The organism is Actinokineospora alba (assembly GCF_004362515.1).
Classification (GTDB): domain Bacteria; phylum Actinomycetota; class Actinomycetes; order Mycobacteriales; family Pseudonocardiaceae; genus Actinokineospora; species Actinokineospora alba.
On sequence record NZ_SNXU01000001.1, the window covers coordinates 5,019,941 to 5,040,101 of the forward strand.

Below are 20,161 nucleotides of genomic sequence, written 5' to 3' on the forward strand. Positions count from 1 at the left end.
GGTCCCGCTATTAGTGGCCGGGTCGGAAAGAAATGGCCGACGCCTGGATTGTGTTTGTTCTTCGGCGAAGACGAAATCATTGGGAGATGCGATGGGTGTCGAGGTCGCCGTCGAAGGACTGAGCAAGTCCTTCGGCCGCCAGTCCATCTGGCGCGACGTCACCCTCACCCTGCCCCAGGGTGAGGTGTCGGCGCTGCTCGGGCCTTCGGGCACGGGCAAGTCCGTCTTCCTGAAGTGCCTGATCGGGCTGCTCAAGCCCGAGCGCGGCAGCGTGATCATCAACGGGGTCGACCTGTGCACGTGCAGCGAGCGGGAGATGTACGAGATCCGCAAGCTCTTCGGGGTGCTGTTCCAGGACGGCGCCCTGTTCGGCTCGATGAACCTCTTCGACAACGTGGCGTTCCCGCTGCGTGAGCACACGAGGAAGTCCGAGACCGAGATCAAGCGGATCGTCTTCGAGAAGCTGGAGCTGACCGGCCTGCAGGGCGCGGAGACCAAGCTGCCCGGCGAGATCTCCGGCGGTATGCGCAAGCGCGCCGGGCTGGCCCGGGCGCTGGTGCTCGACCCCGAGATCATCCTGTGCGACGAGCCGGACTCCGGTCTCGACCCGGTCCGCACCGCGTACCTCTCGCAGCTGCTGATCGACCTCAACGCGCAGATCGACGCGACGATCCTCATCGTCACCCACAACATCAACCTCGCCCGGACGGTCCCGGACAACATCGGCATGCTCTTCCGCAAGGAACTGATCATGTTCGGTCCGCGCGAAGTCCTGCTGACGAGCGACGAGCCGGTCGTGGAGCAGTTCCTCAACGGCAGGCGGTTCGGTCCGATCGGCATGTCCGAGGAGAAGGACCAGGCGACCATGGCCGCCGAGGCGGCACACCAGGAAGCAGGCCACTCCGACGGGTCCAATGAGGACGTCCGCGGTGTCGTGCCGCAGATCGAGCCGACGCCGGGGATGCCCGCCCGCGACGCGGTGCGCAGGCGCCGCAACCGGGTGCTGAAGATCCTCGACACGCTGCCCGAGAGCGCCCAGCACGGCGTGCTCGCCTCGCTCAGCGCCGAGGACCTCGGCCGCTACGACGACTGGGCCCGCCGCTCCGCGCAGGGCCGGATGAACACCAGGCACGCGGGTCCGGTCGCGACGATCCCCGGTGTGTCCACACTGGATCCGGACGCGACCGGCAGGCTCCACCCGCCGCCGCCCCCGCTTCCGCACCGGGGCGCACGTCCCGGTGACGAGCACCGCCAGCGCCCCCGACCGGAGGCGCGCCCGTGACCACCCTGATGGACAAGTCCCGGTCCGCGGTCGTCAGCGCGCTCAACGAGTTCGGCAGCCTGTTCTCCCTCGGCCTCGACGTCGTCGTGAACATGTTCCGCAGGCCCTTCCAGGCCCGTGAGTTCATCCAGCAGTTCTGGTTCATCGCGAGCGTGTCGATCCTCCCCGCCGCGTTCGTCGCGATCCCGTTCGGCGCGGTCATCACCCTGCAGCTCGGGTCGCTGACCAGCCAGATCGGCGCGGAGTCGTTCAACGGCGCGGCCAGCGTCCTGGCGGTGATCCAGCAGGCGAGTCCGATCGTGACCACGCTGATCATCGCGGGCGCGGGCGGCTCCGCCATCTGCGCCGACCTCGGCTCCCGCACCATCCGCGAAGAGATCGACGCGATGAAGGTCCTCGGCGTCTCGCCGGTGCAGCGCCTGGTCGTGCCGCGGGTGCTCGCCTCGATGCTGGCGAGTGTGCTGCTCAACGGCATAGTCAGCGTCGTCGGCGTCGCGGGCGGCTACTTCTTCAACGTGATCATGCAGGACGGCACGCCCGGCGCCTTCCTCGCCAGCTTCTCCGCCCTGGCCCAGCTGCCCGACCTCTGGGTCAGCGAGCTCAAGGCCCTGATCTTCGGCTTCCTCGCCGGGTTGGTCGCCGCCTACCGCGGCCTCAACCCCAAGGGCGGCCCGAAGGGCGTCGGCGACGTGGTGAACCAGTCCGTGGTCATCACGTTCCTGCTGCTCTTCTTCGTCAACTTCGTGATCAGCGTGATCTACCTGCAAATCGTCCCCGCGAAGGGAGCGTGAGTCGGTGATCAACATCAATGAGCGACGCCGCCGCGCGGTGCTGCGTTCGACGAACGGCCTGGAACGCCTCGGCGACCAGCTGTGGTTCTACTTCCGGGCCCTGGCCTGGATTCCGCTCACGGTCACCCGGTACTCCCGGGAGGTCGTCCGGCTGCTCGCCGAGGTCAGCTTCGGCAGCGGCGCGCTCGCCGTCATCGGCGGCACCATCGGCGTGATGGTCGGCCTGAGCGTGTTCACCGGCACGGTCGTCGGTCTGCAGGGCTTCTCCGCGCTCAACCAGATCGGCACCTCGGCGTTCGCCGGCTTCCTTTCGGCCTACCTCAACACCCGTGAGATCGCGCCGCTCGTCGCCGGTCTCGCGCTGTCGTCGACGGTCGGATCCGGCTTCACCGCCCAACTCGGCGCGATGCGGATCTCCGAGGAGATCGATGCGCTGGAGGTCATGGCGGTGCGCAGCCTCCCGTACCTGGTGACGACCCGGATCATCGCCGGGTTCTGCGCGATCATCCCGCTGTACGTGATCGGGCTGCTCACCTCCTACATCGCCGCGCGCACCATCACGGTGGAGGTCTACGGGCAGTCGGCGGGCACCTACGACCACTACTTCAGCCTGTTCCTCCCACCGGAGGACGTGCTCTGGTCGTTCGTCAAGGTGCTGATCTTCAGCGTGGCGATCATCCTGACGCACTGCTTCTACGGCTACCGCGCCACCGGTGGCCCGGCCGGTGTCGGTGTCGCGGTCGGACGCTCCGTGCGGACCTCGATCGTGCTGGTCAGCATCCTGGACTTCTTCCTCAGCCTGGCGATCTGGGGCGCGACGACGACCGTGCGAGTGGCGGGATGAGCATGGACATGCGCAAGGCGCGGCTGCGCAACCAGGGCCTGGGTCTGGTCTTCATCATCCTGATCCTCGCCTCGGGTTGGCTGACCGTGGCGATCTACCAGCACCAATTCAGCTCCGACGTGCCGGTGCGGCTGCGCGCCGACCGGGTCGGCAACCAGCTCAAGGTCAACGCCGACGTCAAGGTCCGCGGCATGACCGTGGGCACGGTCCGCACCATCGAGGTCGTCAACGGCGGCGTCGACGTCGGCCTGTCGATGGACCCGGACAAGCTCAAGCAGCTGCCGCGCAACGTGACCGCGCGGCTGCTGCCCAAGACCCTGTTCGGCCAGCGCTACGTCAGCCTGATCATCCCGGAGTCGGCGGACTCGACCCGGCTCGCCGAGGGCGACACGATCGACCAGGACACCAGCGGCAAGGCGATCGAGGTCGAGAAGGCGCTGCGCGACCTGATGCCGGTGCTGCAGGCGGTGCAGCCGCAGAAGCTGGCGAGCACCCTCGGCGCGATCTCGCAGGCCTTGGACGGCCGAGGGAAACCGCTGGGGGAGACCATGGTCAAGCTCAACGGCTACCTGGCCGCCATCAACCCGCAGATGCCGCAGATCGAGACCGACCTGGTCAAACTCGCCGAAACCCTTGAGACATACCAGGACGCGGGTCCTGCGATCGTCGACGCGCTCTCGGAGATGAGCGCCACGGCCAAGACCATTGCCGACAACCGGCAGAACATCACCGACATGGTGACCACGGTGACCGACGCCTCCGGTCACCTCGCCGGGTTCCTCAAGTCCAACGGGGACAACCTGATCGGCCTCTCCGCCGCCAGCAGGCCCTCGCTGGAGCTGCTCGCCCGGTACTCGCCCTCGTTCCCGTGCCTGTTCCAGGCGGTGAACGCGCTCAAGCCCGACGTGGACAAGGCGCTCGGCGTCGGCACCAACCAGCCAGGACTGCACGTGACGATCACCGTGAAACCCTCCCGGGGCCCGTACCTGCCCGGCCGCGACACCCCGCGCTACACCGCGGGTGGCGGCCCGCGCTGCTACCAGTCCGGTGGGGCGCAAGGCATGACGGTGCCGTCCTCGGTCGGCCCCAACTCGCCCGCGGAGAGCCGGTTCGTCGGCGAACTGCTCGGGGCGGCGTGGGGCGTGGCGCCGGAGGAGGTCCCCGACTGGAGCGGCCTGCTCGTCGGGCCCCTGCTGCGCGGAGCCGAGGTGACCCTGCGATGAGGAGCCTGACCGGCCCGCTGCTCAAGGGCCTGATCTTCACTCTCGTCACGTTGCTCGCGACCACGATCCTGGCCATCACCATCGCCAACCGCGGCAGCGGCGACACGGCGACCTACAAGGCGCGGTTCACCGATGTCACCTCGCTCAACCCCGGCGACGACGTGCGCATGTCCGGGGTGCGGGTCGGCCAGGTCGACCACATCGAGATCGTGGACAACGCCGTCGCCGAGGTCGAGTTCTCCGTGGACCGGCGCTGGCGGCTCACCCTTGAGGCGACCGCGGCGATCAAGTTCCGCAACCTGATCGGCCAGCGCTACATCTCGCTGGACCAGGGGATGGGCGACGCCACGGTGACGATGGCCGAGGGCCAGCTGATCCCGCTGGAGCGCACCCGGCCCGCGCTCGACCTGACCGCGATGTTCAATGGGTTCAAGCCGCTGTTCCAGGCGCTGACCCCGCAGGACGTCAACCAGCTCTCCTTCGAGATCGTGCAGGTGCTGCAGGGCGAGGGCGGCACCGTGCAGAGCCTGATCCAGCACACCGCGTCGCTGACGAACACGCTGGCGGACAAGGACGAGGTCATCGGCAAGGTCATCAGCAACCTCAACAACGTCCTCGAGCAGATCAACGGCCGCGGCGACAAGCTGGGCACCCTGATCACCACGACGCAGCAGCTGGTGACGGGGCTGGCGTCGGACGCCAAGCCGATCGGCGAAGCACTCGACAGCCTGTCCTCCCTGGCGACCAGCACCTCCAGCCTCCTGCAGGGTGGCCGTGAACCGCTGCGCCGCGACATCGAGGCCCTCGGCGCGCTGTCGAAGACCCTGGCGGACAACTCGCCCGCGTTCGACAAGTTCATCGCGATGCTGCCGACGAAGTACGAGACGATCGGCCGCACGGTGTCCTACGGCTCGTGGATGAACCTTTACCTCTGCGGGGCCACGACGAACGTCAAGCCCGCACCCCAGCTGCCCGGAACCCAGCCGCTCCCGGTCGGGATCCCCGTCACGGACGCGAGGTGCGGACGGTGAAGCTGAAGAACCTGAAGTCATGGGAGATGAAGCCGTTCAGCGAACGCAACCAGGCCAAGGTCGGCGTCGTCGGCGGCCTGATCATGTTCCTGGTCACCGCGCTGATCTACTTCGGACCGGAGCTGCCGCTGATCGGCGGCGGCACCACCTACACCGCGCAGTTCCGTGAGGCCGCCGGGCTCAAGCCCGACGACGAGGTGCGCGTGGCGGGCGTGAAGGTCGGCAAGATCACCAAGGTCGAGCTCAAGGGCCAGGTGGTGCTGATCAGCTTCCGGATCAAGGGCGTGTGGGTCGGCGACCAGACCGTCGCCCACATCAAGATCAAGACCTTGCTGGGCCAGAAGAACCTGAACCTCGAACCGAAGGGCACCGAGGAACAGGACCCGGGCACCCACATCCCGGTGAACCGCACGGTCACGCCGTACGACGTGACCGACGCCTTCGCCGACCTGGCCGAGACGACCGGGCAGATCGACACCACGCTGCTCGCGAAGAGCTTCACCACCCTCGCGGAGACGTTCACCGCCGCGACGCCGGAAGAGGTCCGCTCGGCCCTGACCGGCCTGTCGGCGCTGTCGCAGAGCATCTCCACCCGCGACCAGGAACTCAAGAAGCTCCTCGAACACAGCGCGACGTTCACCAAGACCATCGCCGACCGCAACGCCCAGTTCGAGCTGCTGCTCAAGGACGGCGCGACCCTGCTGCAGGAGTTCAACAAGCGCAAGGACGCGATCACCGCGCTGCTCAAGGGAACCCAGGACCTCGGCCGCGAACTCGCCGGGCTGGTCAAGGACAACCAGGCCCAGATCGGGCCCGCGCTCGACCAGCTCAACCGGGTCTCCGACGTGCTGCAGCGCAACCAGCAGCACCTGGAGCGGTCGCTGCGCCTGGCCGGACCGTTCTACCGCCTCGTCGGCAACGCGGTCGGCAACGGCCGGTGGATCGACACCTACATCTGCGGGCTGGTGCCCGCGAGCGGTGGCGGCTGCATGCCGTCGAAGGGAGGGGGTCGCTGATGGCGGCCACCAGGAAGTGGGCGGTGGTGCGGGGACTCCTCGCGACCGTCACCGTCATCGCGATCGTCGCCGCGGCCGTGCTCTGGATTCTGCCGAAGCTGGAGTCGGGCAACAAGGTCACGGCGTACTTCACCGCCGCCGTCGGCGTCTACCCCGAGTCCGACGTCCGGGTGCTCGGGGTCAAGGTGGGCACCGTCGACACCGTCGAGCCGCAGGGCGCCACGGTCAAGGTCAGCATGACCCTTGAACCCGGTATCCCGATCCCGGCCGGGGCGGTCGCCGTGGTGATCGCGCCCAGCCTGGTCAGCGACCGGTACGTGCAGCTCGCGCCCGCCTACTCCAGCGGCCCGGAACTCGCGGAGAACGCGATCATCCCGGTGAGCAGCACACTGGTGCCGGTGGAGCTCGACGAGCTGTTCACCAGCCTCGACAAGCTCAACACGGCCCTCGGCCCGGACGGGGCGAACAAGGCGGGCGCGCTGTCGGACTTCATCACCAGCAGCTCGAAGTTCCTTGACGGCAACGGCAAGGAGATCAACAACATGCTCAAGGCGCTCGGCCAGTCCGCGCGCACCCTCAGCGGCTCCCAGGACCACCTGTTCACCAGCATCGACAACATCCAGAAGATCACCACGATGCTGGCGACGAACGACGAGATGGTCGACAAGTTCAACGGCCAGCTCGCCCAGGTGTCCCAGTTCCTCGCCGAGGAGCGCGAGACCTTCGGCGGCGCGATGCACGAACTCGCGGGTGCGCTTGCGGTGGTGGAGACGTTCATCAAGGACAATCGCGGCAAGATCAAGGTCAGCCTGGACAAGCTGCAGGGCACCGCGCAGCTGCTCGCCGACCAGCGGGCCGCGCTCGCGGAGGCGTTCGACACCGCGCCGCTCGCGCTGACCAACGTCATGAACGCCTACGACCCGGCCACCGGCACCATCGACGGCCGCGGCAACCTCACCGAGTTCTCCAGCGCCAACCCGATCCTGCCTTTGGTGGGACAGTGAGGACCCGGCTGCGGCTGGCCGCCGCCCTCCTCGTCGTTGCCCCTATCGCCGCCGGGTGCGGCTCGGTGGGCGGGCTCTACGACATGCCGCTGCCCGGCGGCGCCGACCTCGGTGACCACCCGTTCCGGGTGACCGCGCAGTTCCGCGACGTCCTCGACCTGGTGCCCCAGTCCGGCGTGAAGGTCGGCGACGTCTCGGTCGGCCGGGTCGAGACGATCGAACTGGCGCCCGACGGGCGCACGGCGCTGGTCACCGTCGTGGTCAACGGGTCGGTCTCGCTGCCCGCGAACTCCGTCGCCCGGCTGCGGATGTCCAGTGTCCTCGGCGAGAAGTTCATCGAACTCGACGCGCCGCCCGACGATAGTCCGGACGGCAAGCTCAGCGAGGGCGACCAGATCCCGTTGGAGCGCACCGACCGCAACCCGCAGATCGAAGAGGTCTTCGGCGCGCTCTCGCTGTTGCTCAACGGCGGCGGCGTCGGCCAGCTCCAGCAGATCACCAAGGAACTCAACGCGGCGTACGGCGGCAACGAGGAAGCCATCCGCTCCCTGCTGAAGAACATGAACACGTTCGTCAGCGGCCTCGACGCTCGCAAGAACGAGATCACCCGGGCCCTGGACGGCATGGGCAAGCTGGCGGAATCCCTTGGGTCGCGCAAGGAACAGATCGCCAACATGATCGACAACCTGACCCCCGGTATCGAGACGCTCAGCCAGCAGCGGGAGAAGCTCGTCGGCATGCTCGGCGCGCTCGACATGCTCTCCGACGTCGCGGTCGACACCATCCAAAAGAGCAAGGACGACATGATCGCCGACCTGCGCGCGCTCGAACCGACGCTGCGCAAGCTCAATGAGGCCGGGGCGGAGATCCCCAGGGCGATGGAGATGCTCCTGACGTTCCCGTTCCCCGACTCCGCGCTCGACGCGATCAAGGGTGACTACCTCAACACCTACCTGAAGCTCGACGCGAAGGTCGCGCCGCCGCCGACGATCGCGGGCGCGCCCAACCTTCCGCTGCCCTCCAACGAGCAGGGAGGTCGCTGATGCTGACCAGGAAAGTCCGGGTCCAGGTGGTGGCCTTCGTGCTCATCGCGCTGGTCGGCGTGAGCTATGTGGGCGCGCGGTACGCCGGTCTCGGCGGCATGTTCGGCAACTCCGGCTACACCGTCACCGTCCGGCTCGCCGACTCCGGCGGCATCTTCACCCACGCCGAGGTCACCTACCGCGGCGTCGGCATCGGCCGGGTGGGCAAGCTGCAGCTGACCGACGCGGGCGTCGAGGTCGAGCTGCTGATCAGGCCGGATGCGCCCTCGGTGCCAGAAGAGGTCGACGCCGTGGTGGCCAACCGGTCGGCGGTCGGCGAGCAGTACGTCGACCTGCGCCCGCGCCGCGACGGGTCGCCCTTCCTGGCCGACGGGTCGGTCATCCAACAGCGCAACACGGCGCTGCCGCTGCCCACCGAGACGCTGCTGCTCAACCTGGACAAGCTGGTCACCTCGGTGCCCACCGACGAGCTGCGCAACGTGGTCGACGAGCTCTACGACGCGACCCTCGAGACCGGCCCGCACCTGCAGGCCCTGCTCGACTCCGCCGCGAGCTTCACCGACAAGGCCGTCACGCACCTGCCGCAGACCACCACGCTGATCACCGACGCCGGGGTCATGCTGGCCAGGCAGGTGGAGAACGGGGAGTCGATCAAATCCTTCAGCGTCAACATGAAGCTGATCGCCGAGCAGCTCAAGGCCTCCGACGGCGACATCCGGACCCTGCTGGGCTCCGCGCCCGCCGTCGCGCTCCAGGTCAGTGAGCTGATCAAGGAGATCGGCGGGGCGACGGGGATCCTGCTGGCGAACCTGCTGACGACGTCGAACGTGCTGCAGACCCGGCAGGGCAACCTCGAGCAGCTGCTGGTGATCACCCCGCAGGCGGTCGCCGCGGGCCGCCAGGTCATCCGGTCGGACGGCGCCCACTTCGGGCTGGCGTCGACGTTCTTCGCGCCGCTGCCCTGCGTCACCGGCTACAACACCAAGTACCGCAACGGGTTGGACACCGGGCCCGGCCAGTTCAACACCCAGGCCCGCTGCGCTCTCGCGCCCAGCACGGGTGTCGGCGTGCGCGGCTCGCAGAACGCCCCCGGCTCGGGTGCCGTGCCGCCCGCGTCCAAGCCCGGCCGCTGACAAGTCCTTTTCGGATAGTCCGGATGAGAGTGAGGCGAGATGGCGTCGACCACGATCCTTCGCCGCGTCGGCATCGCCGCGGTGGTAGTCGCCACGGCATTCGCCGCGTGGGGCGGCTTCTCCTACTGGCAGGCGACGACGTCGGACACGATCGCCGCCACCGCGGCCCGTGACGATGTCCTGACCGCGGGCCGCACCGCCGTGGCCACCATGACGTCACTGGACTACCGCAGCGTCGACGCCGGCTTGGCCCGCTGGCTCGACACGTCGACCGGCGCACTCCACGACGAACTGAAGGCGTCGCTCGAGGGCAGCAAGCAGCAGATCCAGCAGGCCAAGGCGACGACCACCGGGACCGTGCTCGACGTGGCCGTGACCGAACTCGACGAGCCACGTGGCACGGCGAAGCTCATCGCCGCGGTGGAGATCGTCGTCCAGCCGGAGACCGGGGAGCCCGCGACCAAGCGGAACCGCTTCCAGGCCGAGCTGGTCCGGACACCCGCCGGGTGGAAGGTGGGCGGTCTCGCCCAGGTCCCGTACATCCCGGTGTGAGAGGACTTTCCATGCGTACCGACCGCAAGACCCACCCGAACCGCCGCAGGCCGGTGGTCGCGGGCACCCGCAGGCGCAGCGGCACGGCGCTCGCCACCCCGGACCTCGGGATCGATGAGGACGTGGTGGACTCGGCTACCGAGTCCGATGTGGACACGGACACCGATACCACTTCCGCTGAGTCGGTTGTCGACGAGTCGGTCTCCGAATCCCCGGAGCCAAGCAGGCGCCTGTCGGTGGTGCTGATCGTGGTTGCCCTGGTGGTCGCCGCCGCGGGAACCTGGCTGACCATCGCCGCCGCGTCCCAGCGGGCGCGGGTCGAGGCCAACACCGCTGTCGTGGACAACTCGACCACCGCCCAGGTGATCGGACAGGTCACCGAGGCGCTGGAGCAGATCTTCTCCTACAAGTTCGACGACACCGCGAAGACAGAGAAGGCGGCGGCGGATGTCCTTGTGGGAGCGGCGAAAGACCAGTACGCGAAGCTGTTCGAGCAGGTTCGGCAGCAGGCCCCGGAGCAGAAGCTGGAGCTGCGGTCGAAGGTCGCACTGTCGGGCGTGACGATGCTGTCGGGCGACAACGCGACCCTGCTGGTGTTCGTCGACCAGAGCGCCACCCGCGGCGACACCAACGCGGGCTCGTCCGGCGCGGCGCAACTGCGGGTGTCGGCCCAGCTAAGCGACGGCCGGTGGCGCATCACCGAGCTGCACACCGTGTGAGCCGTACGCCGTCGACGAGATTTTCTTTGGCCTGTCGGCATTTCGACATGACATGGGGACCAAAGCAAGTCTCGTCGAAGGCTGGTCTGTCGACCAGGTCGTCTTCGTTACTCGTCGTCGTCATCAGTCGTCTGGAGCGTGGCACGCCTGGAGCGCAGGGCCACCTCAAGGGCGAAGCGCGAGTCGGGGTTGGCCAGGCGGTCGCCGAAGAGGCGTTCGAGTTGGCGTAGGCGGTATCGCACCGTCTGCGGGTGGATGTCGAGCATGGCGGCGATCTCCGGGGCGCTTCCCTTTGTCTCCAGCCAGATCAGCAGCGTCTCGCTCAGCTTGCTGCGCTGCTTGACCGTCAGCCCGGTCATCGGGGCCAGCGCCCGCTCGGAGATCTCGCCGACCAGGAACGGGTCGTTGAGCAGCCACAGTGCCGACATGTGGTGTTCGAACCAGGTGACGGGGGAGTCCGGGAGTTCACCGCTGTCGATGAGGGTCAGCATGCGGCGGGCCCAACGCAGGGAGTTGCCCGCTTCGGCGGGTGTCACAGCCGGGCCGACGGCGATTCGCCAGCCCGGCAGGTCATCCGCCAATTGCTTGAGGTGGGACTGGTCTTCCTCGCCGGTGAGCAGACACGGCTCGGGGCTGTCGAGGTCGATGAGGAAACGCGGGTCCACCGACGGGTTGGGGAAGTCGGTGAGGTCCTCCGCGGGCTTGAGTGCCACGGCGACGACCTGATGGGGCACCGGCCAGCGCGCGGACTCGGCCAGCCGGGGGAGAGGAAGCCGCTTCGGGTCGCCGTCGGCGGAGAGGAGACCGTCGAGCAGTTGCCTGCGTCTGCGTTCCAGGGTGCCCAGGGCGTTCGCGCGGGCGGACGCGTGGCCCTCCACGGACAGCGCGGACAGCTCGTCGATGTAGGCGAAGATCGCCTCGGCCAGCAGGCAGAGGGTCGCGGTGGAGACACCGGCGCGTTCGCCGATCTTGGCCATGTGCCGCCAGGCCACCCGGGCGCCGACGCGGTACGCGGTCTGCAGGACGTCGAGGATCGGGTCCTCGTAGATCTCGTGCAGGCCCAGGTCGCGGAACAGCTGCGCGTGGTGATCCTGTGGGGTCGACGGGTCGGCCAGGCGGTCGAGGAACTGCAGGATCGCGCGGTGGATGCCTTCGAGGATCGACTTGCCGATGACGCTCTCGGCGGGCTTGGCCAGCGCCGGGATGGTCGTGTTGATCTCGGACAGGATCTCGCGGACCAGGTCGGGCACGCCGGGCCGGAACAGTGGGGCCAAGCCGCGGGGCAACTGCGACCACAGGTCGACCAGGGCGGTCCCGCCACCACTGGGCTGGGTGGCCGCCAACAGGGAATCGAAGGCGATCCGTACCGGCCGACCCGACTGGACACCATTCGAGCCGGATCGCGTATTCGCCACCCTCGACCTCCATCACCTATGTTTCGCCGCACACGGCGGCCAGGAAAGAATCGATCACACTGGACACAACATTCGCGAGTGCTGTTCGAACATACCGGCGGCGTGGCCACCGGGGAATACCGAGCGTGATGATCCATCCGGTTTTCGTGAATAGTGCCGAGAACATTGTCATTCCGACACAGATCGCCGACCGGACTTTCGCCCCGCTTGGTCAGCGCAGCACCCTCAATTGTTTGTCCTGCTTCGAGCGCAGCAGCCTGCCCGCGCGCAGTGCGATCTCCAGGTCCAGTCGGGAGGTCGAGTCGTCCAACTGGTCGCCGAACAGTTTCTCCACCAGTTTCATGCGGTAACGCACGGTTTGCGGGTGGATGTTGAGCTTGTCGGCCATTTCCGGGGCGCTGCCGCGGGTCTCCAGCCAGGCCAGCATCGTCTCCGATGCCCGCGTGCGCTGCTTGTCGGTCAACCCGGTCAGCGGCGCCAGGGCCCGCTCGTAGAGCTGTTCGATCAGGAACTCGTCGCCGAGCAGCCACAGCGTGGACAGGTGGTCGCGGCACCAGAGGACCTCGCGGTCGGGAAGCACCCCGCGGTCGACGAGGTCCATCGCCCGCCGCGCCCACCGCAGCGAGGACGGCGCCGTGGCCAGCGGGACGACCGGGCCGACGCACAGCCGCCTGCCGCGCAGCCGCTCGGTGAGCAGGGGCAGGTGCGCGTCGGGATCGGCGCTGATCACGCAGGGGACATCGCCGTCGAGGTCCATCAGCACCTCGGGCGGCGTCGGCCTGCCCCAGTCGCCATCCGGCAGGTCAGCGTGCTCGACGACGATCACCGAGACCTCGTCGGGAACCTGCCAGCCCACCTGTCCCGCCAGTGCGGCGACGGCCTTCGGCGACGCGGGCTCGTCGGCAAGCAGCAGGTCCAGCAGCCGCTGCCGGCGACGCTCGACCACCCCGGCGGACTCCGCCTGGGCGGCGGTGTACCCCTCGATCGACAGGGCGGAGATCTCATCGACGTAGGCGAAGATCGCCTCCGCGGCGACGGTGAACATCGCCGTCGGCAGCCGCTGCTGCTGACCCCACGCCGCGACATGGCGCCAGGCCACCCGGCCACCCACCCGGTAGGCGGTCTGCAGGCAGTCCAGGCTGCGGCCCTCGGCGAACTCGACCCGCCCGAGCTGGCGGAACATGGCCGCCCACTTCTCGTTCTGCGACCCGCCGACGCCGACCGTGTCGAGGATGCGCAGTACGGCCTGCTCCACTCCGGCGGTCATGATCGCGCCGAAATGCCCCTTGAGCGGCCGCGCGTATTCGGGCACCGCGTGCTGGATCTCGCGAATCATGTCCTGGGTCAGCCTGCCGACCATCGGATGGAACTTCACCACCAAGTCGCGCGGTAGCGAGGCCCACAACGCGGTGGCCCGGTCCTGGGTCCGCGTAACCCGATCAGCGGCCATCATCGCCCCCTGGGAGTGTATTAACGAAACATATCCGTCGGCCGAATGGCCGGAAGTCTGCTTGTGTACGACGGTAGGTTCGGCGGCCGGTTTGTGTCAAACTACGATGGCCCTTTTCTGGCGCTGCCTCCTATCGGGTGACGCCACTCCGCGCTTTCTTGAGCGATAGTGATGCAGGTGTCGCCGGAGTCGTGCGATCCGAACAACAACGATTGTTGTCGAAGTCGAACGGGGTCCTTCCGGCCGGGTAGCCGTGACGGACAAGCCAGGGGTGCCTTTCTGTTGGTTGTTGATAAATCCCGCTGAGCCCGCGGTGTGATGCTTGCCGCCGCTCGCAACCCGCCAGTAACGTCCGTTTCCCCCGGCAACGGCGCGATCGGCGGAATTCTTTCCGGCCGGGCGGCGCCCGTTTCCGATCTTGCCGACGTCCCCTAAGGAAGCCGACCATGATTCGACGTTTTGTCGCCGCTGTCGCGGTGACCGCGTCCGCCTGTACCGCGCTCGCCGGGTGCGGCTCGGATGATGACAAGGCCAACGATCCCGCGATCGCCTGGTCCGAGAGCGTCTGCAAGACGATCGAGGCAGGCGCGGGCAAGCTGCAGCAGCTGCCCGCGGTCGACCCGAGCAACCCGCAGGCCGCGAAGGACAGCCTCGTCGTCTACCTGGGCCACCTGTCGGAGGCGCTGGTCGGAGTCTCCGACGGGCTCAAGACCGCGGGCTCGCCGCCGGTCAAGGACGGACAGGCCACGCTGGACAAGGCGATGACGACGTTGACGACCACGAAGTCGACGATCGACACGGCGAAGACGAAGCTGCAGGCGGCGGCGGTGACGGACCAGGCGACGTTCCAGGCGGCGATCTCCGACATCTCCAAGGTGATGGCGACACTGACGAACGCTGAGGGTCCCGCCAAGGACTTCAAGGAGAACCCCGAGCTGGCGGCCGCTTTCAAGGCCGCTCCGACCTGTCAGAAGGTTGAGGGGGCGCAGGCGCCGGCATAGCTCTGGCTGTGTTCGGCCGCGGTCGGTGAGCCACGACGCCCGGTGGCTCACCGGCCGCGTTTCTTTTCCGCTCTCTTCCGCGAGTCCCACGTTCCCATCCCGCGAGTCCCACGTTCCCGACGGTGAGTTCCACGTTCCCGACGGTGAGTTCGCGTTGGGGCTCCACGGGTTTTCGTTGTGGCGGCTTTGGGGTGATCTTGGCGATTCGGCTTGATCTGGGGACCCCTTGAAATGGGCCGATCGGTCACCGGGGCAGGAGAGGAATCCTGCCCGATCGCGGGGCAGCTTAGGCCCATTTCAACCCCAGATAAAGCCGAATCGCCAAGATCACCCCAAAGCCTTGCTTGTGTTGGTATGTAAGGGTTCGGGGGGCTTGGGGTCTCGGGAAGTCTCATTGAGTCTGGCGCGTGGGCGCGTGGGTGCGTGGGGCGTTGGGTCAGCGGGTGCGGCGGAAGTTGCGGGCGGCGATGACGGCGCCCGCCGTGGCCGTGGCCGCTACCAGTCCGATCGCCGCCGCCAGTGCCCAGCCGACCGGCTTTCCCAGGCACAGGGCCCTGATCGCGTCGATCGCGTAGGTCACCGGGTTTACGGTGGAGACCACCTTGATCCACCCGGGCATCGCTTCCACCGGCATGTAAGCGCTGGAGGCGAACATCAGCGGGAACATCACGATGAACGAGATGGCCTGCATGGTCTCCGGCTTTCCCTGCCACGTCGCCAAAGCGACGAAGACCCAGCCCATGCCCCAGCCGAAGACGATCGTCAGCGCCACCGCCGCGACCACACCACCCGTGCCCGCCGGGGTGAAGTCCAGGACCACCACCGCGACCGCGATCGCCACCACCACCTGGACGGCCAACCGCACCGCGTCGGACAGGGTTCTGGCCACCAGGACCGAGAAAAGGCTGATCGGCATGGTTCTGAGCCTGCCGATGAAGCCGGTGTAGATCTCCGTCAGCATTCCGACACCCGAGCTCATCGCGGTGGTCATCGCGATGTTCACCAGGGTGGCGGGCATCAGGTAGTTGATGTAGCCCTGGTACTCCACGACGCCGGGCAGGTTGCCGATGCCGCTGAACACCTGGCTGAACAACAGCAGCATGACGACCGGTTGCAGCAGTCCGAAGAACACCAGCCGGTAGTCGCCGAAGGCGGTGCGCAGGGAGCGCAGGGTCAGGACGCGGATCTGGGTGGACACGGTGCTTCCCGCCCAGCCGACTCGCCTGCCGAGGTAGAGCTGGACGGTGTCGTCGTCGCGGCCCCTGGTGCGAAGAGCGTGGCGGCTCATACCGCGCTCTTTGCCGCGCGGTGCAGCGCTATGTAGACGTCGTCCAGGGTGGGTTCGGTGACGGTCAGGTCGAGGGGGATGACCGACCAGGTGTCCAAGGCCCGCACCAGTGCCGAGATCTCACGGCCGGTGGCGACGGGGACCGTGATGGCGCACAGCGGTTCATCGGCCAGCGGCGCCATGCCCGCGAACATCAGGGCGTCAGCGGCGCGGCGGGTGGTGAAGGGGTCGGCGAAGGTGACCTTTGCCGACCGGGTGCCGACCCTGGCCTTGAGTTCCGCGGGCGTACCCCGGGCGACGATGTGCCCGCCCGCCAGAACGATGATGTCGCGGGCCAGTCGGTCGGCCTCGTCGAGGTACTGCGTGGTCAGCACGACCGACGTGCCGTTGGCGGCGAGCTGCTCGACGAACCCCCACAGTTCGCTGCGGCTGATCGGGTCCAGACCCGTCGTGGGTTCGTCGAGGAACAGCACGTCCGGCTTGCCCAGCAGGCTCGCCGCCAGGTCCAGTCTTCGCTTCATGCCACCGGAATACGTGGCGGCCTTGCGCTTCGCGGCCTGGACGAGGTCGAACATCTCGATCAGCTCATCGGCCCGCGCCGCGGCCCGGCGGGCGCCCGCGCCCAGGAGGCGGGCGATGAGGATCAGGTTCGCGCGGCCGCTCAGGGTCTCGTCCACGGCCACGAACTGGCCGGACATGCCGATGCACTTGCGCACCAGGTGGCCCGCCTCGACGACGTCGAACCCGCACACCGTGGCCGTTCCCGAGGTGGGGAGGGTGCGGGTGGCCAGGATGTCGACCAAGGTCGTCTTCCCCGCGCCGTTGTGGCCGAGGATGCCGAGGATGGTGCCGGGGCCGACCGCGAGATTGACGTCGACCAGCGCGGTCACCGGGCCGTAGGACTTGCCCAGGCCGACGACACTGATGCGCGGTCGTTGCATCCCTGATTCCCGTCGCCTCGACACCCCATTCCCAACGGCCAACATACCTAGTGAATCCGCTGCTCAGGCCACATGAAGCAAGCTGGGAATCGATCACCTCGCGGTTACTGCGGGCCGGGTGGACTGCCGGGCGCAGACTTGTCCGGAAGTGACAACTCACGCCGAACGGGGTTCCGGCAGCGGTGCGTAGTACTCGCGGGATCGGCCATCGGCGTCGAACGCGCCCATGATCCGCTGGGCCGGGACCTCGATCATCCAGTAGCTCAGGTACGCCACCGGAACCGACGCCCCGAGCAGCACGGCGGCGGTCACCAGGAACGCTCCCGCGCCGCCCGCCGGGGTCGGCAGCAGACCGGCGCTGTCGAGCGCGCGCAGCAGCGGCTCATGCCAGATGTAGAGGCTGTAGCTGACCATGCTGAGCGACAGCATCGGCGGCCAGCGCAGCCAGTACGGGCCACGTCCCGTGCTCAGCGCGGTCGCCGCGATGACCAGCATGATGCCCGTGCCGAAGAACGTGTGGGTGAACGTGTCCGGCAGGTGCGCGTAGCGCAGCCACACGCCCAGGGCGACGACCGCGCCGCCGGTGAGCCCCACCAGGGTGCGCACGGCGGCGTTGGGCCACCGCACCCCCGCCGCGGCCGCCACCGCCAGCAGCATGCCGACCGCGAAGATGTCGAGCTTGGCCGCCGGGTTGAACCAGATCGACCAGCCTTCGACCGGGAACCCGCGCACGTACACCGCCCAGAACTTGTACCCGAGGCTGATCGCGATCAGGCCGAACAGGACCGCCACCATCACGACGATCCGCTTCCGCCGCGACTCCATCGGCGGCAGGTAGCGCTGCCCGATCGCGCCCAGCGCGGCGAGTAGCAGGTAGAAGTGCGCTTCGACGCCGAGCGTCCACGCGGGCCCGTTGGTGTAGAAGATCTTGTCGTCGCTCCACACATGCGTGAAAGTCAGGTGCAGCAGCAGGTCGCGCCAGTCGCCCGGCAGCACCGGGTTGCTGATCGCCCACACGATCAGCACCGCGATCATGTACAGCGGGATCAGCCGCACGGCCCGCCGCAGGAGGAACGCGCGCGCGGGCCGCGGTTTGCGGTCACCCAGCGCGGCCTTCGCGTAGGGCAGCCCGAGGAGGAACCCGGACAGGATGAAGAACATGTCCACCAACATGTCCGTGTTCATCAGCACGTCGTGCCACAGCGAGCCCTCTAGCGGCCAGGTCCACCACGTGCCGTACCGGTTGTGCTGGTAGGCGTGGAAGATGATCACGACCAGCGCGGCGACCGCCCGGTAGCCCTCCAGGTCGAACTTGCGCTGCGGTGGCGCCGTCATGTCGACCGCTCGCGGGGCGTGACGATCCACTGGCGTTCACCCATCAGCTCCTTGAGGTGGGCGACGCGGCTGATCAGGTTCTTCAGCTCCGTGTAGAACAGCGTCGACACCACCAGGTACGCGACGAACCAGCGCCGTCTGCGCCGGATCTCGGGGGCGGCCAGCCGGTACGCGAACATCACCATCACCGGCCCGGCCGTGAGCGTGTACAGCGAGGTCAGCACGAACGTCGGGATGGCCCAGTCGAGGTTGTCCAGCCCGCCCGCGCGCCAGGCCAGGAACGCGATGACCGGCACCATCTGCAGCGACAGCCACGGGTAGACCTCGCGCCAGCCGAGCAGGAACGACGTGCCGAACTTGTTGCGCCCGCTGAGCCGCTCCGACCGCAGCGCCACGGTGAGATGCCTGCGGGAGACCTGGCTCCAGCCCTGGGCCCAGCGCATCCGCTGGTTCCACAGCGCCCGCAGCGTGACCGGCGCTAGTTCGCGGCTGAGCAGCAGCGGGTCGTACACCAGCCGGTAGCCGTCGAGCAGCGCGCGGAACGACGAGTCGATGTCCTCGGTGAGCATGTGCCCGTGCATCCGCAGGTCCCGCAGCACCGCGGTCGACCAGAAACCGTTGGAGCCGCCGAACAAGCCGAACTGGTGCAGCTGCGCCCGGCCGGAATGGCTTACCGCGTAGATGGATTCGAACTCGACCGCCACCGTGCGCGCTACCCACGAGGCGTCGCCGTTGCGGATCACGCAGTGGCCCTGGACGACGTCCGCGCCCGCCTCGAGCCAGTGCCAGGCCCGGCGGTAGGCGTCGGTGTCGGGCTGGTGGTCGGCGTCGAAGACCCCGGTGAACACGCCGTCGACGACCTGCAGCGCCGCGTTGACGTTCTGCGCCTTGGAGGTCGACCCGTCCACCCGCAGCAGGACCAGCCTGCAGTTGCGGGCCGCCAGCTCCCGCAGCTCGTCCTCGACCGGCAGATCGTGCGGGGTGTTGTAGGCCAGGACGATCTGCAGCTTGCCCGGGTAGTCCTGGGCGAGGAACGCGCGCAGTGTCTCCACGATCGTCTCCGCCTCGTTGGGCAGGTACGCCGCGATCACCGCAGAGGCGGGCGGGTAGCGCCGTGGCGCGGGCGGCAGCTTGGGCGGGTCCAGCGCGTGCAGCCCCTCCGCCCAGATCAGCGCCGAGGTGACCACCAGCGCGGCGGTGACGATCAGGTACGCGGGCGTCGCCAGGTCGATCCCCAGCTGGTAGAGCCCGAGCAGCGCCAGGAACGGCGCGGCGATGCCGAGCACGAGAGTCAGCGCCACCTGCAGCGTCGTGCGCAACGACCTCGGCAGCCACGCCGACGCCGCCCGGGGCGCGTCCGCCCGCCAGCGGCGGGGGATGAGGTCGAGGTGGGTGCCCGCCACATCACCGGCGTCCTGGGCCTGGCGCAACAGGGCGGGCACACCGGTGTCGGGGCGCGCGCTGGTCCAGCCGCAGATGGGCGTGACCTGCACGCTGTCGCGGCCGAGCCGGATCTCCGTGCGGCTGATCCGGGCCGCCATGGCGCCGAGTCTGCGTCCGACCTGCCGGTCCGCGGTCCCGCGCAGCAGCACGACGATCCCGTCGTCGCCGTCGAGCCCGATCAGCTCGTGCCGGGACAGGTCCGCGCTCAGCATGGCCGCGATCTGGTCGTGGACGTGGGCGAGCCCCTGTCCGCCGAACCGGGAGACGATCCGGTCGCGCTCGGCGAGGCGGATCACCGCCACGACCGGCGCCCGGCGAGAGCGCTCGCCCGCGGCGAGGACGTCGGAGACCTCAGCCGACCAGGTCTCGCGGTCGGCCCACCGGTGTCGCTGGGGGTACCACTGCCCGGCGCCGGCGTGCCGGGGCAGCCGCAGCGTCCGCGGCTCGGCACTGCCGCCGGAGGGGTCCAGCTTGACCGGCCCGTTGGTCAGCATCGCCAATCCCAAATTCCTGAAAGTGTCTGATAAGTAAACTTTTGATTTACACGGAAGAATGTGATGGGAGTCATTAAATATTCACCCGATCAAGCTAGCCGAGCGATTTGTCTGACACAGAGAGCTATCTCAGTGGGCTGTACGTGTCAATGTGGC

General features: G+C 68.2%; 18 protein-coding genes. 12 read left to right on the top strand and 6 right to left on the bottom strand.

The features are described from left to right. Positions 1-91 precede the first annotated feature (91 nt). The 11 genes from C8E96_RS23130 to C8E96_RS23180 are packed head-to-tail and all read left to right on the top strand — an operon-like array spanning position 92 to position 10,638. On the top strand, positions 92-1,282 hold the full coding sequence (locus C8E96_RS23130) for an ABC transporter ATP-binding protein (RefSeq protein WP_091382117.1): 1,191 nt from the start codon (positions 92-94) through the stop codon (positions 1,280-1,282). A gap of 8 nt (positions 1,283-1,290) precedes the next feature. Next, complete coding sequence (locus tag C8E96_RS23135; RefSeq protein ID WP_091382479.1) at positions 1,291-2,073, top strand: MlaE family ABC transporter permease; 783 nt, start codon at positions 1,291-1,293, stop codon at positions 2,071-2,073. A 4-nt stretch (positions 2,074-2,077) separates the two neighbouring features. Continuing rightward, positions 2,078-2,917 (top strand): MlaE family ABC transporter permease, encoded by an 840-nt coding sequence (locus C8E96_RS23140; protein ID WP_091382114.1) that lies wholly within the window; start codon positions 2,078-2,080, stop codon positions 2,915-2,917. Next, the gene (locus tag C8E96_RS23145) at positions 2,914-4,140 is read left to right on the top strand and encodes an MCE family protein (protein WP_228770186.1); all 1,227 of its coding nucleotides are present in this window, start codon (positions 2,914-2,916) and stop codon (positions 4,138-4,140) included. Before C8E96_RS23140 ends, C8E96_RS23145 begins: the two co-directional genes overlap by 4 nt. Continuing rightward, positions 4,137-5,171 carry an MCE family protein gene (locus C8E96_RS23150; RefSeq protein WP_091382112.1) on the top strand — a complete coding sequence of 345 codons (1,035 nt, stop codon included), beginning with the start codon at positions 4,137-4,139 and terminating at the stop codon, positions 5,169-5,171. Before C8E96_RS23145 ends, C8E96_RS23150 begins: the two co-directional genes overlap by 4 nt. A 26-nt stretch (positions 5,172-5,197) precedes the next feature. Continuing rightward, positions 5,198-6,187 carry an MCE family protein gene (locus tag C8E96_RS23155; protein ID WP_091382475.1) on the top strand — a complete coding sequence of 330 codons (990 nt, stop codon included), beginning with the start codon at positions 5,198-5,200 and terminating at the stop codon, positions 6,185-6,187. Further along, positions 6,187-7,191 carry an MCE family protein gene (locus C8E96_RS23160; RefSeq protein WP_091382110.1) on the top strand — a complete coding sequence of 335 codons (1,005 nt, stop codon included), beginning with the start codon at positions 6,187-6,189 and terminating at the stop codon, positions 7,189-7,191. The genes C8E96_RS23155 and C8E96_RS23160 overlap by 1 nt, the downstream gene beginning before the upstream one ends. Next, a complete protein-coding gene (locus C8E96_RS23165) occupies positions 7,188-8,234 on the top strand; it encodes an MCE family protein (RefSeq protein WP_091382109.1) in 1,047 nt (348 codons plus the stop codon). The genes C8E96_RS23160 and C8E96_RS23165 overlap by 4 nt, the downstream gene beginning before the upstream one ends. Next, a complete protein-coding gene (locus C8E96_RS23170; protein WP_091382107.1) occupies positions 8,234-9,367 on the top strand; it encodes an MlaD family protein in 1,134 nt (377 codons plus the stop codon). Before C8E96_RS23165 ends, C8E96_RS23170 begins: the two co-directional genes overlap by 1 nt. Positions 9,368-9,406: 39 nt before the next feature. Then, complete coding sequence (locus C8E96_RS23175) at positions 9,407-9,919, top strand: hypothetical protein (RefSeq protein WP_091382105.1); 513 nt, start codon at positions 9,407-9,409, stop codon at positions 9,917-9,919. A gap of 11 nt (positions 9,920-9,930) precedes the next feature. After that, positions 9,931-10,638: a hypothetical protein gene (locus C8E96_RS23180; RefSeq protein WP_091382103.1), complete on the top strand. Its 708-nt coding sequence runs from the start codon at positions 9,931-9,933 to the stop codon at positions 10,636-10,638. Positions 10,639-10,745: 107 nt separating this feature from the next. Here the strand turns inward: C8E96_RS23180 and C8E96_RS23185 are convergent, their stop codons facing one another. Next, positions 10,746-12,053, bottom strand: coding sequence for a helix-turn-helix domain-containing protein (locus tag C8E96_RS23185; RefSeq protein WP_166658085.1), 1,308 nt, complete (start codon positions 12,051-12,053; stop codon positions 10,746-10,748). A 211-nt stretch (positions 12,054-12,264) separates the two neighbouring features. Then, on the bottom strand, positions 12,265-13,503 hold the full coding sequence (locus C8E96_RS23190) for a helix-turn-helix domain-containing protein (RefSeq protein ID WP_091382470.1): 1,239 nt from the start codon (positions 13,501-13,503) through the stop codon (positions 12,265-12,267). A 446-nt stretch (positions 13,504-13,949) separates the two neighbouring features. Here C8E96_RS23190 and C8E96_RS23195 point away from each other — a divergent pair, with 446 nt between their 5' ends. Continuing rightward, entirely contained in the window at positions 13,950-14,504 is a 555-nt protein-coding gene (locus C8E96_RS23195; protein WP_133794695.1) for a hypothetical protein, read from the top strand. A gap of 436 nt (positions 14,505-14,940) precedes the next feature. Here the strand turns inward: C8E96_RS23195 and C8E96_RS23200 are convergent, their stop codons facing one another. The 4 genes from C8E96_RS23200 to C8E96_RS23215 all read right to left on the bottom strand — a co-directional run bounded on the left by C8E96_RS23200 (position 14,941) and on the right by C8E96_RS23215 (position 20,005). After that, positions 14,941-15,792, bottom strand: coding sequence for an ABC transporter permease (locus C8E96_RS23200; protein ID WP_091382097.1), 852 nt, complete (start codon positions 15,790-15,792; stop codon positions 14,941-14,943). Continuing rightward, entirely contained in the window at positions 15,789-16,733 is a 945-nt protein-coding gene (locus tag C8E96_RS23205; protein ID WP_091382094.1) for an ABC transporter ATP-binding protein, read from the bottom strand. Before C8E96_RS23205 ends, C8E96_RS23200 begins: the two co-directional genes overlap by 4 nt. A gap of 156 nt (positions 16,734-16,889) precedes the next feature. Beyond that, a complete protein-coding gene (locus C8E96_RS23210; RefSeq protein ID WP_091382091.1) occupies positions 16,890-18,068 on the bottom strand; it encodes an acyltransferase family protein in 1,179 nt (392 codons plus the stop codon). Beyond that, positions 18,065-20,005: a glycosyltransferase family 2 protein gene (locus tag C8E96_RS23215; RefSeq protein WP_091382088.1), complete on the bottom strand. Its 1,941-nt coding sequence runs from the start codon at positions 20,003-20,005 to the stop codon at positions 18,065-18,067. Before C8E96_RS23215 ends, C8E96_RS23210 begins: the two co-directional genes overlap by 4 nt. Positions 20,006-20,161 lie beyond the last annotated feature (156 nt).

Bases quoted from the DNA above. Each gene is read 5' to 3' on its own strand.
- C8E96_RS23130 (WP_091382117.1), top strand. From the start codon at position 92: ATGGGTGTCGAGGTCGCCGTCGAAGGACTGAGCAAGTCCTTCGGCCGC.
- C8E96_RS23135 (WP_091382479.1), top strand. From the start codon at position 1,291: ATGGACAAGTCCCGGTCCGCGGTCGTCAGCGCGCTCAACGAGTTCGGC.
- C8E96_RS23145 (WP_228770186.1), top strand. From the start codon at position 2,914: ATGAGCATGGACATGCGCAAGGCGCGGCTGCGCAACCAGGGCCTGGGT.
- C8E96_RS23150 (WP_091382112.1), top strand. From the start codon at position 4,137: ATGAGGAGCCTGACCGGCCCGCTGCTCAAGGGCCTGATCTTCACTCTC.
- C8E96_RS23155 (WP_091382475.1), top strand. From the start codon at position 5,198: ATGAAGCCGTTCAGCGAACGCAACCAGGCCAAGGTCGGCGTCGTCGGC.
- C8E96_RS23160 (WP_091382110.1), top strand. From the start codon at position 6,187: ATGGCGGCCACCAGGAAGTGGGCGGTGGTGCGGGGACTCCTCGCGACC.
- C8E96_RS23170 (WP_091382107.1), top strand. From the start codon at position 8,234: ATGCTGACCAGGAAAGTCCGGGTCCAGGTGGTGGCCTTCGTGCTCATC.
- C8E96_RS23175 (WP_091382105.1), top strand. From the start codon at position 9,407: ATGGCGTCGACCACGATCCTTCGCCGCGTCGGCATCGCCGCGGTGGTA.
- C8E96_RS23180 (WP_091382103.1), top strand. From the start codon at position 9,931: ATGCGTACCGACCGCAAGACCCACCCGAACCGCCGCAGGCCGGTGGTC.
- C8E96_RS23190 (WP_091382470.1), bottom strand. From the start codon at position 13,503: ATGGCCGCTGATCGGGTTACGCGGACCCAGGACCGGGCCACCGCGTTG.
- C8E96_RS23195 (WP_133794695.1), top strand. From the start codon at position 13,950: ATGATTCGACGTTTTGTCGCCGCTGTCGCGGTGACCGCGTCCGCCTGT.
- C8E96_RS23200 (WP_091382097.1), bottom strand. From the start codon at position 15,792: ATGAGCCGCCACGCTCTTCGCACCAGGGGCCGCGACGACGACACCGTC.
- C8E96_RS23205 (WP_091382094.1), bottom strand. From the start codon at position 16,733: ATGCAACGACCGCGCATCAGTGTCGTCGGCCTGGGCAAGTCCTACGGC.
- C8E96_RS23210 (WP_091382091.1), bottom strand. From the start codon at position 18,068: ATGACGGCGCCACCGCAGCGCAAGTTCGACCTGGAGGGCTACCGGGCG.
- C8E96_RS23215 (WP_091382088.1), bottom strand. From the start codon at position 20,005: ATGCTGACCAACGGGCCGGTCAAGCTGGACCCCTCCGGCGGCAGTGCC.